The organism is Streptomyces sp. NBC_00316, from assembly GCF_036158715.1.
Classification (GTDB): domain Bacteria; phylum Actinomycetota; class Actinomycetes; order Streptomycetales; family Streptomycetaceae; genus Streptomyces.
Genome location: NZ_CP108023.1, coordinates 3895404 through 3910262, shown reverse-complemented (window position 1 = coordinate 3910262; position 14859 = coordinate 3895404). Strand labels below are relative to the sequence as shown.

Below are 14859 nucleotides of genomic sequence, written 5' to 3'. Positions count from 1 at the left end.
GCCGCCCGGCCGTGACGAGGCGGTGCCGGCCCGCGCGGTCCCCCGGCCGGCCGGGGGAGGCCCGGACAGGGCCCGGACGGGGCCCGGGAACGGCCGGGAGGAGGCATGGCCGCCGCCGGGTGGCGGCCGGGTCCGTTCGGCTTCGGCGGCGCTGTGGGACCAAGGGACAACTCCTGATCGGATGAGCTGAACCCGAACATACCGGCGGTGGCGGGAAGGCGCCCATGGTGATCGAAAGGGGACCGGATACGCTGACTTGAGTGATGGCAGCGACACATCGACATTCCGTGTGATCGTCAGCAGACAGGAGATCCCCTCGTGACCGTCGTCGGGCCGTTCGGACTGAGCGTGCGGGACCAGGCTCTTGAGGCCGATGTCCAGACCGGTTTGGCCGCTGTCGAGGCGGGGCTGCTCGATGCCACCAAGAGCGACGTCCCGTTCATCACAGAGGCCGCGCAGCATCTCGTACGGGCGGGGGGCAAGCGTTTCCGGCCCATGCTGGCGATGCTGGCGTCCCAGTTCGGTGACGCCGACGCGCCGGGTGTCGTGCCGTCCGCCGTGGTGGTCGAGCTGACGCATCTCGCCACGCTGTACCACGACGACGTGATGGACGAGGCGAACGTACGCCGGGGGGTCGACAGCGCCAACACCCGGTGGGGCAACTCGGTGGCCGTGCTGACCGGCGACTTCCTCTTCGCCCGTGCCTCGCACATACTGGCCGACCTCGGTCCGGAGGCCGTCCGCATCCAGGCGGAGGCGTTCGAGCGCCTGGTCACCGGCCAGATCCTGGAGACCGCGGGCCCGCGCGACGGCCGCGACCCGGTCGAGCACTACCTCGAGGTGATGCGCGGCAAGACCGGCTCGCTGATCGCCGTGGCCTGCCGGTTCGGCGCGATGATGGCCGGCGCCGACGAGTCTGCCGTCGACATCCTCACCCAGTACGGGGAACGGCTCGGCGTCGCCTTCCAGCTCGCCGACGACGTGCTCGACATCGCCTCCGACACCCACGAGTCCGGCAAGACCCCCGGCACGGACCTGCGTGAGGGCATCCCGACGCTCCCCGTGCTGCATCTGCGGGCGCAGGCGGCCGCCGACGGCAAGCCGGACGACCTGGAGCTGCTGGAGCTGCTCGACGGCGACCTCGGCGACGACGACCGGCTCGCCGAGGCGCTCTGCCGGCTGCGCGCGCACCCCGCGTTGGAGCAGGCCCGGCGCGACACGATCCGGTACGCCGAGGAGGCGCGGGCCACGCTGGCGCCGCTGCCGGCGTGTTACGCGAAGTCCGCACTGGAAGAACTGTGCGACCTCGTGGTGCACCGCGCGGGCTGACCCCTCCGGCGCGCTGTGCACCCCCGTGCCCCCGCCCCGACCCCTACGGGTCGGGGGAGGTACGGGTGGGTGGTGTCATACCGCAGAGGTACGCGGAGTTGCTCCCGCGGGCTGACGCCTCGCCAGGCAGATTTTGGTCAGATGGAGAACAACCACTCCTGACCAAAACGGGTGAGAATGGCGGCACGGAGTGGACGAGTGCATCCGACGGAAGCCGCCGACCACGGAGGTAGGGCACACATGGCACCGAACGACAGCGCAGGGACCACCGGCAACGCCACGGACGAGGCCACCGGCACCACGGTCGGCCGCCGCAAGGCGGCGCGCTACATCGTCCCGGTAGCGGTGGCGGGGGTGGCGGCCGCGACGATCGGGCTGGTCCCGGCGCTCGCGGACACCGGTGACCCCGATCTGCCGGAGATCACCGCACAGCAGCTCATCGAGAAGATCGCAGCGTCGGACACCGAGCAGCTCTCCGGCACGGTGAAGATCAGCACCGACCTCGGCATCCCGTCGCTGGGCGGGATCGCCGGTCTGGCGGTGCCGGGCGGCGGCGACGGACCGCAGGGCGGATCGAGCGCCGACCCGCAGCAGAAGCTGACGGAGCTCGCCTCCGGCACGCACACCCTGCGGGTGGCCGCCGACGGCCCCGACAAGCAGCGCGTCTCGATACTGGACAGCGCCGCCGAGTACAGTGTGATCCGCAACGGGGACCAGGTCTGGGCGTACGACAGCAAGTCCAACGAGGCGTACCACGCGACCGAGGACAAGGCTTCGGGCGGTGCGGAGAAGCACGACGGGGCCAGGACTCCTCAGGGCGTGCCGGCCACCCCGAAGGCCTTCGCCGAAGAGGCACTGAAGATGGCAGGACCCACCACGTCGGTGACGGTCGACGGCACGGCGCAGGTCGCCGGGCGTGACGCGTACAAGCTGGTCATCAAGCCCAGGCAGGGCGGCTCGACGATCGGTGCGATCACGGTCGCGGTCGACGCGAAGAACGGCGTACCGCTGAAGTTCACGCTCTCCCCGAGCAGCGGCGGGAAGGCGGCCGTCGACGCCGGGTTCACCAGCGTCGACTTCGCAGCGCCGGCTGCCTCCTCGTTCACGTTCACGCCGCCGAAGGGCGTCAAGGTGACCGAGGCCGACGAGGCGAAGACGGAGAAGCAGGCGGAGAAGAAGGCGGGGGAGCGGGCTCCGGACTTCACCGTGCCCGGCGGACCGGCCGGGCTGGACGAGCTGGCCGGCGGCAAGGGTGTGAAGGTCATCGGCGAGGGCTGGAGCGCGATAGCGGAGATCGAGGCGCCGGGCGGAAAGGCGGTCCCGACATCACCGAAGTCCGGCGATGTGCCGCCTGCTGCACAGGAGTTCCTGGACTCGTTCGGCGACAAGGTCACCGGGAAGTTCGGCTCGGGCACGGTCTTCAGGACCCGCCTGGTCAACGCCCTGATGACGGACGACGGCAAGGTCTACGTCGGTCTGGTCACCAAGGACGCGCTCGTCAGGGCAGCGGACAACGCCGCCTGACGTAACGGCAGTTCACGCGCGTCCCAGCGCCTTCCGCACCGCGCGACCGCCCCGCCGTACGCTCCGTACGGCGGGGCGGTCCGTTACCCGACCCATGGGGAGTCACGCATGACAGAGCCCGGTGCCGCGACCGCGTCCGAGGCGGAGCCCCGGACCGGAACGGCCGTGATCGAGACCAGCGGACTGACCAAGCGGTACCGCGGTGGGCAGCTCGCCGTCGACGGACTCGACCTCAGCGTCCCCGACGGCAGCGTCTTCGGCTTCCTCGGGCCCAACGGCTCCGGGAAGACCACCACGATCCGGATGCTGATGGGCCTGATCGACCCGACGTCGGGCACCGCCCGGGTGCTCGGCCACCCCATGCCGGGCGCGGGCCGGACCGTGCTCCCGCAGGTCGGAGCGCTGATCGAAGGGCCCGCCCTGTACGGGTTCCTGACCGGCCGGGACAATCTCGTACGGTACGACTCGGCCGACCCGACCGCCGATCCGCGCACCCGCCGCGCCCGGGTCGCGGCCGCCCTGGACCGGGTCGGGCTCGGGGCCGCCGCGGGCAAGAAGGCGAAGGCGTACTCGCTGGGCATGAAGCAGCGCCTCGGCCTGGCCGCCGCCCTCCTCCAGCCGCGTCGCCTCCTCGTCCTGGACGAGCCGACCAACGGCCTCGACCCGCAAGGGATGCGGGAGATCCGCAACCTGGTCCGGGGGTTGGCGGCCGACGGCACCACCGTCTTTCTCTCCTCCCACCTCCTCGACGAGATCGAGCAGGTCTGCACGCACGCCGCCGTGATGGCCAGGGGCCGGCTGGTCACCCAGGGCCCGGTCGCCGACCTTGCGGCCGGTGCCCGCGGCCGACTCGCCGTCACCACCCCCGACCCGGGTGACGCGGCCCGCATCCTCAAGGAACTGGGCGTCACCGGCATCACCGCCGACGGCGACCGGGTCAGCGCCGAGGCCCCTCCGGGCGATGTCGAACTCGCGGACCTCAACGGGGCACTGGTCCGCGGCGGGGTACGCGTACGGTCTTTCGGCGTCGAACGGGCCTCGCTGGAGGACGCCTTCGTCGCACTCACCGGAGAGGGATTCGATGTCGCAGGCTGAAGCAGTCGCACGCACCGGAGCGGGCCGGCCCCGCAACCCGCTGTGGACCTTCGGGATCCTCCGCTCCGAACTGGCCACGACACTGCACCGCCGGCGCACGCTCGCGCTGCTCGGGGTGCTGGCCGCTGTTCCCGTACTGATCGGGATCGCGGTGAAGATCGAGACGAGCGACGGCTCGCCGGCCGGTCCGGGCAGAGGGGACGGCGGCCCGGCGTTTCTCTCCCAGGTGACCAACAACGGCCTCTTCCTGGTCTTCGCGGCCCTCGCCGCGACCCTCCCGGTCTTCCTCCCGATGGCCGTCGGCGTCATCGCCGGCGATGCGATCGCGGGCGAGGCCGGTGCGGGCACCCTGCGCTATCTGCTGGTCGCCCCCGCCGGCCGGACCCGGCTGCTGCTCACCAAGTACGCCTCCACGCTGGTGTTCTGCCTGCTCGCGACGGTGGTCGTGGCGGCGTCGGCGCTCGCCGTCGGGACGCTGCTGTTCCCGGTCGGGGAGGTCACGACGATCTCCGGGACGCAGATCGGCTTCGGCGAGGGGCTGCTGCGGGCCGGCCTGATCGCGGTGACCGTGGCGGTCTCGCTGACCGGATTCGCGGCGCTCGGGCTGTTCGTCTCGACGCTCACCGGCAGCGGGATCGCGGCGATGGCCACGACGGTCGGGGTACTGATCACGGTGCAGATCCTCGACTCGATCCCGCAGCTGAGCGGTATCCACCCGTATCTCTTCCCGCACTACTGGCTGTCCTTCGCGGACCTGCTGCGCGACCCCGTCTACTGGGACCAGATGGTCAAGAACCTGGGGCTGCAGGGGCTGTACGTCGCGGTGTTCGGCTCGGCGGCCTGGGCGCGTTTCACGGCGAAGGACATCACTGCCTGAACGGGCGCGCACGCACGGCCGGTTGGTTCCGTCCGTGCCGTCGGCCGGGCGAGCCGTCCCCCGATCGGCTCGTCGCAGCACGAACGGCACGAACGGTGCGAACAGCGGGCACGACCCGACACGGCACGTTCCGTTTCCGCCTGGGTATTGTTCGACTTTTGGCGACGGACTGTCAACAAGGATGGGACCGAACACCCCTATGCTCACCGAATGATCACATCGCCGAGTTCTCTGCGCCGCAGCGAGCGATCACGACGGGCGACCCTGGATGCCGCCCTCGCGCTGTGCACGGAGAAGGGATACGGCCGCGTCACCATCGAGGCGATCGCGGGCCGGGCGGGCGTCAGCAAGAAGACGATCTACCGCTGGTGGCCGTCAAAGAGTGCGGTGCTGCTGGAGGCGTTCACGGAGGCGCTGGTCGACGCCACCCCGTTCGTCGACACCGGCGACATCGCCGCCGACATCCGCACCCATGTAACGGGTGCGGTGAGACTGCTCTCCACGCCGCCGTTCGGCCCCGCGTACGCCGGGATCCTCTCCGAGATCCACCACGACGACGCACTCGCCGAAACGGTCCGCACCCAGCTGATCGAACCCCGCTTCGGGGAGGCGGTCGCCCGGCTGCGCAAGGCCCAGGAGCAGGGACAGATCCCGCCGGGTGCGAATCTTCCGCTGGCCGTGGAGATGCTCTACGGGCCTGTCTACTACCGCCATGTGCTGCGCAAACCGCCCCAGGACGAGGCGACGATCGCGGCGCTGGTCGCGCATGTACTGCGCTCGCTGGGTGCGCGGGCCGACCTGGGGCCGGCCGCTCCGGAACCGGCTGTCCCGGCGGCTGCTCCGGAGCCGGCCGCTCCGGAGTCCGCTGCCTCGTAGCTCCCGCGGCCGGTACCCGCCGTCAGCCGAAGAAGTGCTTGGCGTGGGCGGTGGCGGCCGGGTCGTTCAGCACGTCGCCGGGCCGGTTGCCGATTCCCAGCAGCATTCCGCCCCACTCCATCCGCATGTACGAGGCGATGGTGCGCAGCGTCCCCGTCGCCGGTTCGGCGACGCTCCGATCGGCGGTCGCGAGCGAGGTGACGCCCCACAGGGTGCGTCCGGCCATCCGTTCCCTGAAGTCGACGCCGGGCACCCGCATCCATCCCGACCAGTGGTCCAGATACCGCTTGGTGGACGTGGACATGGCGTACCAGTACAGCGGTGACGCCAGCACGAGATCGGTCGCGCCGAGCGTCGCCTCCAGCAGGGTGGCGGCGTGCCCGGTGGGCGCGGGATAGCTGCCGTCGCCCTCGTGCCGCAGGTCCTCGAAGTCGGGGAGTGCCGGCCGGCTCAGGTTCAGCCACCGCTGCGCGGTCCCGGTCGGCAGCTGTTCGGCGGCGAGCCGGGCGAGTTCCTCGGTGTTGCCGTCGGGGCGGCTGCTGCCGAGCAGGAACAGGAACGAACGAGCGGTCATGGCGGTGGGCTCCTCGGGACGGCCTGGCGTGCGACAGTTTTATGCTTCTGCATTATATGCATGCGCATGGAATTTTCCCAGGGGATTCATCGATCAGGAGGGCCGTCCCGGCGCCCGGGGCCGCTGCTGCCCGTTCCTTCCGTGGCCGGCCGCTGCTTCCGTGCGGTCAGCGGAACAGCCGCTCCAGCACCGCCGCGACCCCGTCCTCGCCGTTCGACAGCGTCACCTCGTCCGCCGCCGCCTTCAGTTCGGGATGGGCGTCGGCCATCGCGACGCCGTACCCGGACCGGCGGAACATCGGCAGGTCGTTGGGCATGTCGCCGAAGGCGATCGCCGTCGCCGGATCCAGGCCCAGGGCCTCGGCGGCGAGGGCCAGCCCGGTGCCCTTGTCCACGCCGTACGGCTGGAGTTCGACCGTGCCGGGGCCGGACAGGGTGACGGTCGCCAGATCGCCGACGACCGCGCGGGCGGCCTCGGCGAGGGCGTCGTCCGTCAGCTCCGGGTGACGGACGAGGACCTTGATGATCGGCGCGGCCCACAGCTCCTCGCGGCGACCGATCCGCACGGCGGGCAACGCGGGATGCGGCATCAGATAGCCCGGCTCGATCAGCGTCCGGCCGTCGGTCCCGTCCTGGTCCACGGCCGCGAAGACCGGGCCCACCTGTGCCTCGATCTTGCCGAGAGCGGTGTCGGCCAGCTCCCGGTCCAGAGCGGCCGCGCTGATCATGCGACCGGACCCGGCGTCGTACAGCTGAGTGCCCTGCCCGCAGACCGCCGGACCCCGGTAGTCCAGCCCCGCGAGCAGGCTCCGTATGCCGGGCACCGGCCGCCCGGTGACCACTATGTGCCGCGCCCCCGCCGCGGCGGCCCGCGCGAGCGCGGCACGGGAGCGGGGGCTCACGGTGTCGTCGGGGCGCAGCAGAGTGCCGTCCAGATCCGTGGCGACGAGGGCATGTGCGGGAGGGATGGGCATGGGCCAAGCCTAGGGAGATCGCCCTCCGGTCGTACGGCCCTGACCTGCGCGGACGGTCGCGCTTCGGGGCGCGGCGGCGAGCCGCCGCGGACATCGCGGGAGGAACTGTGCAGAGCGGGTGACCGTGATGATCTCCGGGCCGGTCACTGTACGCAGAACTCGTTGCCCTCCGGATCGGCGAGCACCCACCATGTGCCCCCCGGTTCCTCCACCTTGTGGAGCCGCGTCGCGCCCAGGCCCTCCAGCCGCACCACCTCTGTCTCGCGGCGGTCCGGGCCGGCGTGCACGTCCAGGTGGAGCCGGTTCTTCCCGGCCTTCGGTTCCGGTACGCGCTGGAACAGCAGCCGGCGCCCGAGGCCCATGCCGCTCTCCTCCTCGTACGGATCGCCCGGGTGGCGTACCGCCGCGAGGTCGCGCCAGGCCAGGCGGCCGTGCGATTCGACCGTCGCCGCCTCCGGTGCGGCTCCGAGGGCGAGCAGCCGCTCGATCAGCGGGCTGTTGTCCTCGACCAGGTAGCCGAGCGTTCCGGCCCAGAAGTCGGCCTGGCCGTGCGGGTCGGTCGCGTCGATGACTAGCTTCCAGTGCAGGGTCATGGAAATCGTTCCTAGCCGTTGCACCGGTGGGTCGGCAACCGGCGCGCGGGCCCGCTCCACCGGCGAGCGGCGACGGCCGGGTCGTCCCCGGGCGGGAACGGCCGTTGCGGCGGCCGTTCCCGCGAGGTGGTACCGCTCAGCCGCGCCGACGGCGCAGGATCCGGAAGCGGCCGATGATCGCAGCTGTCGCGGCTGCGAGGAGCCCGGCAGCGGCAGCTGCCAGGTTCGTGGCGGTCAGTCCGGTGCCGAGCACGCCCGTAGGTGCGGCTTCGGCCTTGCCCGCGCTGAGTCCGCCCTCACCCGCGTCGACCGGCCCGAGGGGCTGTGCGCCGTGGCTGCCGCTGCCCTTCCAGGAGCCATGGCCTTCGCTGCCCTTCCAGGAGCCGTGGCCTTCGCCGCCCTTCGACGAGTGGTGGCTGCCTTCGCCGTTCCAGGAGTCGTGGTTGCTGCTGTTGTCGTGCTTGCCTTCGCCGTTCCAGGAGTCGTGGTTGCTGCTGTTGTCGTGCTTGCCTTCGCCGTTCCAGGAGTCGTGGTTGCTGCTGTTGTCGTGCTTGCCTTCGCCGTTCCAGGAGTCGTGGTTGCTGCTGTTGTCGTGCTTGCCTTCGCCGTTCCAGGAGTCGTGGTTGCTGCTGTTGTCGTGCTTGCCTTCGCCGTTCCAGGAGTCGTGGCTGCTGCTGTTGTCGTGCTTGCCACCGCCGTTCCAGGAGTCGTGGCTGCTGCTGTTGTCGTGCTTGCCACCGCCGTTCCAGGAGTCGTGGTTGCCGCTGTTGTCGTGCTTGCCACCGCCGTTCCAGGAGTGGTCGTCGTGCTTCGAGTGGGTGGGGGACGGGGCCGTGGTGGCAGTGGTCGTCGGGGACGGGGATACGGTGTGGTGCGGCGGGCGCGTGTGGTGGGGAGGCCACGTGTCGTGCGACGGTCGGCCCTCGTGCGGCGGGCGCGTGTAGTGCGCGGGCCAGCCCTGGTGCGGCGGCCGGCCCTCGTGGGACGGCCGGCCCTCGTGCGGCGGTCGGTTGTGATGCGGCGGCCAGGAGTCGTGGGGCGGGCGGGTATGGCTCGGGGTGGGATGCGGCTGGCCGGGGCCGTCACCCGGTTCGGCGACGATCCGCGTACGGTCCGACGCGCGCACACCGGTGAGCACGGGCTGCCCGTTCGCGCCGCTGACCGTCAGCTCGGTGGTGACGTTCAACGTGCCGGACGGCGCGTCGGAAGCGGCGGTCAGAGTGAAGTCGGCCCCGGCCTTGCCGCCGGGCTCCAGGTTGCCGCCCGCCCTGAGGTTGGTCGGCAGGTCGCCGGTCAGCGTGCCGTTCGGCTGCTCGGTCAGTTCGACCTCCTCACCCTCGGACACGACGGTGAGCTGCTCGGCACCGAGACCGTGGGGACCGTCCAGCGTCAGGTGCGTACCGATGCCCGCATACTCGGGACCGTCGCCCGGGTTGCTGTACGAGGCGTCCGCCGGGCGTGCGTCGTCACCCGCCACGATCTCCTCGGGCGTGGCGAGGGCGGCCGTCGCCCGCCCGGTGACGGCGAAGTCCCACGTCGTGCCGTCGAAGGTGATGTTGTCGACGTACGTGTCGAGGGAGCCGCCACCCGGGCCGAGCCGGCCGACGTTGGCGATGACTCCGCCGGCCCCGGCGCAGGCCTCCACGAAGTGGGACAGTGGGGCGTCCGCGTTCGCGGGAAGGCCGGCCACGGCCCGTGAGGTGCGCATCACGGAGTCGCCGGTCAGCTTGTACTGCTGCCAGGTGTCCGGCTGCAGACCGTTGCCCTGGGTGTCCTTGTTCCGGCCGGGCTCGAACGACAGCGTGGTGAAGCCCCCGCAGTCCGAGGGGAATTGGAGGTTGGGCCCGAAGTTCGCAAGGCTGTTTTCTTCGGATTCTGTGTCCGTGTAGGCCCAGTACGAGACGCCCTGATCGAGCAGCTGCTGCAGGGGCTTGACCGTCCCCGGCGGGGTGAAGAAGTGGGCCGCCTGGGACTGCTGATCGTTCGTCACGGCCAGATGGAGACTGCCGTTCAGATGGACCGGGTCGGACTTCGGGGCGATTTCCTGGATGCCCGGGGTCCGGTTTCCGTTGTCGCCCTGGTCCTGGAGGCGGAACCAGGGTCCGGCCGGGCCGAGACCGGACGGGTTCACCACCTGCACGGTGTCGACGGCCAGGGCGGTGGGTGTGGCTGCGCAGACGAGCGCGGAAACGGCGGCTGTGGCGGTGGCCGTCCGTAGGAGTGCGCGAGAGTGTCTCGCGAGGTACCGAGTTCGGGTCATGAAACGGTAGGAAAATATAAACAGCCGATAATATTGCGCTTACTCACCGTGACACGCGTACGGTCGCCCGACTGCCGTACTTCCTGTCCGGGTGGTTCACCGCGGCCGTCCCGGACGCCGTCGGCGACGGCGATCGCCGGGCCGACGGCGAGGGTGCCGTCCGGCGCGACGGTCACCGCTCCCGGGCTGTTTAGGAGGCGGTGTCCGCGTCGGCCGCAAGCGGCTGCGAACGGCGCCGCGGCCGGGTCCGGGGCTGCGCCGCCTGCACCGTCGCCGCAAGCTTCGCCGCCTGTGCCTTCGTTCGCCGCGCCGTCCGGAACGCGTCCCACGTCAGCATCGTGAGCGCCAGCCACACCAGTGCGAACCCGGCCCACCGCTCGGGCGGCATCGCCTCGTGGAAGTACACGATGCCCAGGGCGAACTGGAAGACCGGAGCCAGATACTGCAGCAGCCCCAGAGTCGAGAGCGGAACCCGGATCGCCGCCGCCCCGAACAGGACCAGCGGCGCGGCCGTCACGACACCCGTCGCGGCGAGCAGCGCCGCATGGCCGGTGCCCCCGGAGACGAACGTCGCGTCGCCCTGCGCACCGAGCCACAGCAGATACCCGAGCGCGGGCAGGAACAGCACCGCGGTCTCGGCGGTGAGCGACTCCAGGCCGCCCATGTTGACCTTCTTCTTCACCAGGCCGTACGTGGCGAAGGAGAACGCGAGGACCAGCGAGATCCACGGCGGACGCCCGTAACCGATCGCCAGCACGAGCACCGCCAGTACGCCCGTGGCGACCGCCGCCCACTGCACGGGGCGCAGGCGTTCACCGAGGAGCAGGACGCCCATGGCGATGGTGACCAGCGGGTTGATGAAGTAGCCGAGCGATGCCTCGACGACATGGCCGCTGTTCACGGACCAGATGTACAGCCCCCAGTTGACGCTGATCACGGCGGCGGCGCCGGTGATCAGTGCCAGCTTCTTCGGCTGCCGTATCAGCTCGCCGATCCATGCCCAGCGGCGCAGTGCGAGCAGCGCGATGCCGACGAAGGCGAGTGACCAGACCATGCGGTGGGCGAGGATCTCGATCGCGCCGGACGGCTTCAGCAGCGGCCAGAACAGCGGGACGATGCCCCACAGTCCGTAGGCGCCGATACCGGACAGCAAGCCCGCCCGCTGTTCGTTCGTCCCTGCCACGGGCCCTCCCGGCATCCCTCGAGTCAGCCATTCGGCTGCATCGTCAACTGCACGACGGTATCGCCACGAGGGCCCGGTGTCATACCCGTATCGGGATACGGTCATGACACCGGGCCCGGCCGGGTCGGGGCGAGGTGCCCTACGCGGCAGCGACCGCGGCGGCCACCGTCTCGGCCAGCGGCGTCGTCGGGCGGCCGATCAGGCGGGCCAGATCACCGCTCGTACCGGCGAGCAGTCCGCGCGCGATCGCCTCGTCGACGTCGACCAGGATCGCCGCGAAGTCCTCGGGCAGGCCGGCGCCGACGAGGATCTCCTGGTGCACGGCGGCGGGGACGTTCTTGTACGCGATCTCCTTGCCGGTCGCCTTCGACACCTCGGCCGCGTACTCGGCGAACGACCAGGCGACATCGCCGCTCAGCTCGTAGGCCTTGCCGAGGTGGCCCTCGCCGGTCAGCGCGGCGGCCGCGGCGGCTGCGTAGTCGGCGCGCGTGGCGGAGGCGACCCGGCCGTCGCCCGCGTTGGCGACGACGGCGCCGTGCTCCAGGACCGGGGCGAGGTTCGCCGTGTAGTTCTCGGTGTACCAGCCGTTGCGCAGGAAGGTGTACGGCAGGCCGGAGTCGAGGATCAGCTGCTCGGTGACCTTGTGCTCGGCCGCCAGCCGGAAGTCGGCGTCCGGGCCCCCGAGCACGCTGGTGTACGCGAGCTGCGCGACACCCGCAGCCTTGGCCGCGTCGATGACGGCGGTGTGCTGGGGTACGCGCTTGCCGACCTCGCTGCCGGAGATGAGCAGGACGCGGTCCCCGGCCTTGAAGGCGGCGGTGAGGGTCTCGGGCCGGTCGTAGTCGGCGAGGCGCAGCTCGACGCCGCGGCCGGCGAGGCCGGCGGCCTTCTCCTTGTTGCGGACGACGGCGGCGATCTCGCTTGCGGGCACGGTGGCCAGCAGCTGGTCGACGACGAGACGGCCGAGCTCCCCGGTGGCTCCGGTGACAACGATGCTCATGGGTGTTTTCTCCTCTTTTGTGGCACTGATCCTTGTTCGAGCTCTCTGTCCCCCACCCTACGGTGAGCACTAACCATGAGAAAGTACCCACTTTGGAGTAAGGTACTGGTGTGAGCGTAAGCAAGGTGCCGGATGTGAACCGGCGGATGTGCCCTTCACGGCTGGTGCTCGAACACGTCACCAGCCGCTGGGGCGTCCTGGTCCTCGCCGCGCTGCTGGAGCGCTCGTACCGCTTCAGCGAACTGCGCCGGGAGGTCGACGGCGTCAGCGAGAAGATGCTGGCCCAGACCCTGCAGACGCTGGAGCGCGACGGCTTCGTGCACCGGGACGCCCGGCCGGTGATCCCGCCGCGGGTGGACTACACGCTCACCGAGCTGGGCAGGGAGGCGGCCGAGCAGGTGTGGGGGCTGGCGCGCTGGACGGAGCGGCGCCTCGAAGCCGTACACGCGGCCCGCGAGACGTACGACGCCCGGAAGCGGCAGGCGACCGAGGACCGGGCGGACCGACGGCCCTGAGCGCGCACGGCCCGCACCACCCGAGCGGGCTCAGTCGGGCTCGGGGGCCCGGCCCTCCTCCAGCGTCCGCAGCGCCCGCGCGACGTCGAACGGCAGGATCGTCACCGCCACCTGCGGCAGCTGCCCCAGCGCCTTGGCCATCTGCTCGCCCGTGCCCCGGTGCAGCATCTTCCCGAGTGCGTTCGGGTAAAGCCGCCGCGGCACGAGCACCGTCAGCGACGTGTCGCCGTCCGCGGTGGTGCGGGCCGCGAGCTCCCTCATCGCATGACGCAGCCGCCGGTCCGGGCATGCCACCACCTCCAGCGACACGGTGGTGGCGGCCGTCGTCTCCCACTGTGCGGCCAGCCTTCTGCCGTGCGCCTCGTCGATCGAGAAGTGCACCGCCCGGATCTCGTCCGGGCGCAGCTCATGGGCGTACCGCAGTGCCTTCAGCGTCGCCAGGTCCAGCGTCTCGACGAGGACGAAGACGAGATGGCGGCGGACCCGCGGCCGGTCGGCGCCCGGGGCCTGGATGCTTTCCAGCGCGGCGGCCTCGCGCCGGTACTCGCGGTTGATCCGCATGAGCCCCCAGACGCCCAGCGGGAAGATCACCACGACCAGCCAGGCGCCCTCGGTGAACTTGGTGACCGCGAAGATCAGCACCACGGCGGCCGAGATGACCGCGGCCAGCCCATTGACCGCGATCTTCAGCCGCCGATACCGCTCGTGGCGGCGCAGGTGGTACGCGGTGAGGCCGGATCCGGCCATGGTGAATGCGGTGAACACGCCGATCGCGTACAGCGCCACCAGTCGGTCAACGCTGGCGCCGGTCACCAGCAGCAGCGCCAGAGAGACGACGGTGAGCGCGATGATCCCGTTGGAGAACGCCAGCCGGTGTCCGCGCCGGGTCAGCACCCGCGGCAGGAACCGGTCCGCAGCCACGAAGCTGGCGAGGAACGGGAAGCCGGTGAACGGCGTGTTGGCGCCCGTATAGAGGACCAGCGCGGTCGCCAGTTGCACGAAGACCAGCCCGGCCATCCCCAACGGCCCACTGCCGAAGGCGAGATGGGCCTCCTGTGCGATGACGGTCGGCGTGCCGTCGGTGTACGGGACGGCGTGCGTGAAATGCGCGAGGGTGGAGACGCCGAGGACGAGGGTGCCGAGCACACAGCTCATCGCGATGAGGGTGCGGCGGGCGTTACGGCCCTGCGGCTCGCGGAACGCGGAGATGCCGTTGGAGATCGCCTCCAGCCCGGTGAGCGACGAGCCGCCGTTGGCGAAGGACCGCAGCACGATGAACAGCGAGGCGCCGTAGAGCCAGCCGTTGCCCGGCGTGCCCAGCGGCACCACCCCCGGCGCGTGCAGATCGGCGTGAGGCAGCCCGCCCGTCAGCCCGCGCGCCCCGGCGACGACCAGCACCAGACCGACCGCGGCCATGAAGAGATAGGCGGGCAGTGCGAACGTCCGGCCCGCCTCGCGCACGCCCCGCAGATTCCCGTAGGCGAGCAGCACGATCACCGCGGCGGAGACCGGGAGCTGCAGATGGTCCAGGCCGGTCCAGCCGCCCCCGATCAGATGGGCGAGCGAGATGAGGGCGTTGGTGCCGGCCGACACCTGGACGGCGACGGTCACGATGTAGTCGACGAGCAGTGCCACGGCGGCGATCTGGGCGATGTTCGGCCCGAAGTTCTCCCGGGCGACGACGTACGAACCGCCCGCCCGGGTGTAGATCATGACGACATCGCTGTAACAGAGCGTCAGAAGCAGCAGGACGAGCAGGATCGCGCCGGTCACCGGCATGAGCAGGGTGAAGGCCGCCGCGCCGACGACGGGCACGAGGACCCGCAGCATCTCCTCGGAGCCGTACGCGGACGAACTGATGCAGTCGGAGGCGAGTACCCCGAGCGCCGTCCGGTTGCTCAGTTTCTCGTCGCTGATGCGCTCGGTGGTCAGGGGCTTGCCGAGCAGATGCCGTTTGATGCGGTACGCGGGACGGTCCAGGGCCATGGCCACATGAGAACGGGTGCCGGGCCGGGAGCGGCGAAGACTCCCCGGCCCGGCACCCGTACGGTGCGCCCGTC

Annotated in this window: 13 protein-coding genes; 6 read left to right on the top strand and 7 right to left on the bottom strand. The window is 71.0% G+C overall.

Annotation, left to right across the window (positions count from 1 at the left end; translation table 11 throughout):
* The first annotated feature begins 318 nt into the window (after positions 1 to 318).
* From OG878_RS17355 to OG878_RS17335, 5 genes are all read left to right on the top strand, one after another.
* Complete coding sequence (locus tag OG878_RS17355) at positions 319 to 1329, top strand: polyprenyl synthetase family protein (RefSeq protein ID WP_328887620.1); 1011 nt, start codon at positions 319 to 321, stop codon at positions 1327 to 1329.
* A gap of 240 nt (positions 1330 to 1569) precedes the next feature.
* Positions 1570 to 2853 (top strand): LolA family protein, encoded by a 1284-nt coding sequence (locus OG878_RS17350; protein WP_328887619.1) that lies wholly within the window; start codon positions 1570 to 1572, stop codon positions 2851 to 2853.
* A 108-nt stretch (positions 2854 to 2961) separates the two neighbouring features.
* Positions 2962 to 3948 (top strand): ABC transporter ATP-binding protein, encoded by a 987-nt coding sequence (locus OG878_RS17345; protein WP_328887618.1) that lies wholly within the window; start codon positions 2962 to 2964, stop codon positions 3946 to 3948.
* Complete coding sequence (locus tag OG878_RS17340; protein ID WP_328887617.1) at positions 3935 to 4825, top strand: ABC transporter permease; 891 nt, start codon at positions 3935 to 3937, stop codon at positions 4823 to 4825. Before OG878_RS17345 ends, OG878_RS17340 begins: the two co-directional genes overlap by 14 nt.
* Before the next feature lie 210 nt (positions 4826 to 5035).
* Positions 5036 to 5701, top strand: coding sequence for a TetR/AcrR family transcriptional regulator (locus tag OG878_RS17335; RefSeq protein ID WP_328887616.1), 666 nt, complete (start codon positions 5036 to 5038; stop codon positions 5699 to 5701).
* A 22-nt stretch (positions 5702 to 5723) separates the two neighbouring features.
* On the opposite strand, the gene OG878_RS17330 is transcribed toward OG878_RS17335, so the two are convergent.
* The 6 genes from OG878_RS17330 to OG878_RS17305 form a co-directional block, all read right to left on the bottom strand.
* Complete coding sequence (locus OG878_RS17330) at positions 5724 to 6275, bottom strand: flavodoxin family protein (protein ID WP_328887615.1); 552 nt, start codon at positions 6273 to 6275, stop codon at positions 5724 to 5726.
* Positions 6276 to 6441: 166 nt separating this feature from the next.
* On the bottom strand, positions 6442 to 7248 hold the full coding sequence (locus OG878_RS17325) for a Cof-type HAD-IIB family hydrolase (protein WP_328887614.1): 807 nt from the start codon (positions 7246 to 7248) through the stop codon (positions 6442 to 6444).
* 143 nt (positions 7249 to 7391) lie between these two features.
* On the bottom strand, positions 7392 to 7841 hold the full coding sequence (locus OG878_RS17320) for a VOC family protein (protein ID WP_328887613.1): 450 nt from the start codon (positions 7839 to 7841) through the stop codon (positions 7392 to 7394).
* 136 nt (positions 7842 to 7977) lie between these two features.
* Positions 7978 to 10101 (bottom strand): hypothetical protein, encoded by a 2124-nt coding sequence (locus OG878_RS17315; RefSeq protein WP_328887612.1) that lies wholly within the window; start codon positions 10099 to 10101, stop codon positions 7978 to 7980.
* A 190-nt stretch (positions 10102 to 10291) separates the two neighbouring features.
* Positions 10292 to 11284, bottom strand: a complete 993-nt coding sequence (rarD, locus tag OG878_RS17310; RefSeq protein ID WP_328887611.1) for an EamA family transporter RarD — start codon at positions 11282 to 11284, stop codon at positions 10292 to 10294.
* Between the two features lie 139 nt (positions 11285 to 11423).
* Positions 11424 to 12284 (bottom strand): SDR family oxidoreductase, encoded by an 861-nt coding sequence (locus OG878_RS17305; RefSeq protein ID WP_328887610.1) that lies wholly within the window; start codon positions 12282 to 12284, stop codon positions 11424 to 11426.
* A gap of 146 nt (positions 12285 to 12430) precedes the next feature.
* Here OG878_RS17305 and OG878_RS17300 point away from each other — a divergent pair, with 146 nt between their 5' ends.
* Positions 12431 to 12799 (top strand): winged helix-turn-helix transcriptional regulator, encoded by a 369-nt coding sequence (locus OG878_RS17300; protein ID WP_328891277.1) that lies wholly within the window; start codon positions 12431 to 12433, stop codon positions 12797 to 12799.
* A 30-nt stretch (positions 12800 to 12829) separates the two neighbouring features.
* Here the strand turns inward: OG878_RS17300 and OG878_RS17295 are convergent, their stop codons facing one another.
* Positions 12830 to 14785, bottom strand: a complete 1956-nt coding sequence (locus tag OG878_RS17295; protein ID WP_328887609.1) for an APC family permease — start codon at positions 14783 to 14785, stop codon at positions 12830 to 12832.
* Positions 14786 to 14859: the final 74 nt, after the last annotated feature.